The following is a 2,144-nucleotide window of genomic DNA, read 5'->3' on the forward strand; positions in this document are numbered from 1 at the left end:
GATCGACCCACCGTATGAGCGCATAACCACAGGTCAGACCGATTCGGCCGCCCATCTACTCACGCTGAACAGCTACGTGAGCACTACTAACGACCGACACGCCAGCAGAGTCATCCCCTCGGTCACGATGTGCCGCTCCGTGACGCACCGCTCGAATGCACGGCGAGCCCGCTCCACTTCCCGGTCCTCTCGCATCCGCGTCTTACGGAATACCGTGAGCAGGATGATCCTCCGCTCGGAGGCTATCCAGTACGTCACGCGTACCGCATCGCGCTCTAGGTAGAAACGCAGCTCCCGTATCTTGCCGTCGAGCTGTCTCGTGTGCGGCTCTCCGAGCAGCACACCCTGGTCAGCCAAAAGATCAATACAAAAGGCCGCTCGGGCGAAGTAGGCAGTTGGTAGATCCTCCAGCCACGCTCGGACCTCTGATTCCAGCTCTACGTTGCCCCAACTTATAGCATCGATGCTATGGGTTGCGAGCGCCCGACAGTCCTCGCTGCACGCGTGTCGCCGATAAACGCGACAGGTGATCGCGCGTTAGGTTACGGAGATGGAGCAGCGGATCAGCCTGATCACCCTCGGCGTCTCCGACCTGGCGCGCGCCAAAGCCTTCTACGAGCACCTCGGCTGGCGCGGTCAGGAGGTCGAGGAGACGGTCTTCTTCCAGGCCGGCGGCCTGGCCCTCGTGTTGTGGAGCCGGGACAAGCTGGCCGCCGACGCCGGCGTGCCGAACCCGGACACCGGCGGTTTCGGCGGGATGACCCTGGCCCAGAATGTGCGCTCACAGGCGGAGGTCGACCGGTTGATGGCGACCGCCGCCGAGGCCGGCGCCGAGGTGACCCAGCCGGCGCGGGAGACGTTCTACGGCGGCTACGCCGGATGTTTCGCCGACCCGGACGGGCACGTCTGGGAGATCGCCTGGAACCCCGGCTTCGCGTTGGGCCCGGACGGCACCCTCACCCTCCCCGACTTCGGCACCCCGACCTGAGCCCTGGGACCGGGAGATCTTGGACAGTTTCCGTTAGCTGCTAACGAAAACTGTCCAAGATCTCGGTGCAGCGCCATCGTGCCGAGCACCGCGACCTGATCCGACCACGGTCGGCCGAGCCACGCGCCCGGAACGGCACGGCGGGCACGCCCGCAACGGCACGGCAATCACGCGCGGAACCGCGGGGCAATCACGGGCAGAACGGCGCGGCAATCACGGGCAGAACGAGCACGGCGGTCACGCCCGCAACGGCACGGCAATTCACGCCAGTCACGCCAGTCACGACACGGCAGGTACGCACGGAACGGGCACAGGGAGAGATCACGGCTCGACCGGCGGGCAGAGCAGCCGCCCCACCAGCGGCAACAGCGGGTCCAGGCACACCGTCAGCAGCGCGGGATCGGGCGTCGCGGTGGGCGCGGGCGACGGCGACACGGTGGGCAGGTCCGTCGGCGTCGTGCCGGACGACGGGGTGGGAGCGCCCGAAGGCACCGGCATCGCCTCGACAGTCCGCGACGCGGACGGGGTAACAGCGACGTCCGGCGACGCGGGCGGTACGGCGGCGACAGCCGGTGACGTGGAAGTCACCGCAACCACAGACGGGTCCGTCGCGGCAGCCACGACGGCCCGCGGCGCCGGGCGCGGTGAACCGCCCGCCTGAGGTCGCACCGGCTCGCCCACGAGCGCCGCCTCGCCCACGAGCGCCGCCTCGCCCAGGAGAGCCGGCTCGCCCACAAGCACCGGCTCGCCCAGGAGGGCCGGCGGCGCTGTGAGGGCAACGGGTGCCCGCAGCGGAGCGCTCAATCCGGCATCCCGCATTGTCGCCGCCTCGGCCCGTCGCATCGGGGCGGTCTGCGACGGTCCCACCGCGCCGGGGCCCAGCGTCGCGAACAGCACCATCGCGACAACGGCTACGGCGAGTGCACGACGGTCGGGGCGTACCGCCGTCAGCGGCGCGTCGGCCGGTGTGACCGTCGGCGGCGGCACCGGCGGGGATGCCCGGTGCGCGGCCAGCAGGGCTTCGAGTTGCTCGATGACGGTGGCGCGATCCCCGGCAGACAAAGCAGCCGCGAGGGTGAGATATTGGCCCGTAACCCAAATGGTTTGTGATCGTTTGGGGTGTATGGGCGTTACGGTGCGGGACGCGCGTCGGCTT

General features: G+C 69.1%; 3 protein-coding genes. 1 reads left to right on the forward strand and 2 read right to left on the reverse strand.

Going from position 1 to position 2,144, the window contains the following annotated elements; all coding sequences use genetic code 11:
- Positions 1-72: 72 nt before the first annotated feature.
- A complete protein-coding gene (locus tag ACLQ24_RS29380; protein ID WP_425894992.1) occupies positions 73-531 on the reverse strand; it encodes a type II toxin-antitoxin system RelE/ParE family toxin in 459 nt (152 codons plus the stop codon).
- Positions 532-550: 19 nt separating this feature from the next.
- Here ACLQ24_RS29380 and ACLQ24_RS29385 point away from each other — a divergent pair, with 19 nt between their 5' ends.
- Complete coding sequence (locus tag ACLQ24_RS29385) at positions 551-988, forward strand: VOC family protein (protein WP_425894990.1); 438 nt, start codon at positions 551-553, stop codon at positions 986-988.
- 321 nt (positions 989-1,309) lie between these two features.
- Here ACLQ24_RS29385 and ACLQ24_RS29390 read toward each other — a convergent pair whose 3' ends face one another.
- A complete protein-coding gene (locus tag ACLQ24_RS29390; RefSeq protein WP_425894991.1) occupies positions 1,310-2,050 on the reverse strand; it encodes a hypothetical protein in 741 nt (246 codons plus the stop codon).
- Positions 2,051-2,144: the final 94 nt, after the last annotated feature.

Source organism: Micromonospora sp. DT4 (assembly GCF_049841675.1).
GTDB lineage: Bacteria > Actinomycetota > Actinomycetes > Mycobacteriales > Micromonosporaceae > Micromonospora.

Coding starts and splice junctions, on each gene's coding strand:
- ACLQ24_RS29385 (WP_425894990.1), top strand. CDS start 551: ATGGAGCAGCGGATCAGCCTGATCACCCTCGGCGTCTCCGACCTGGCG.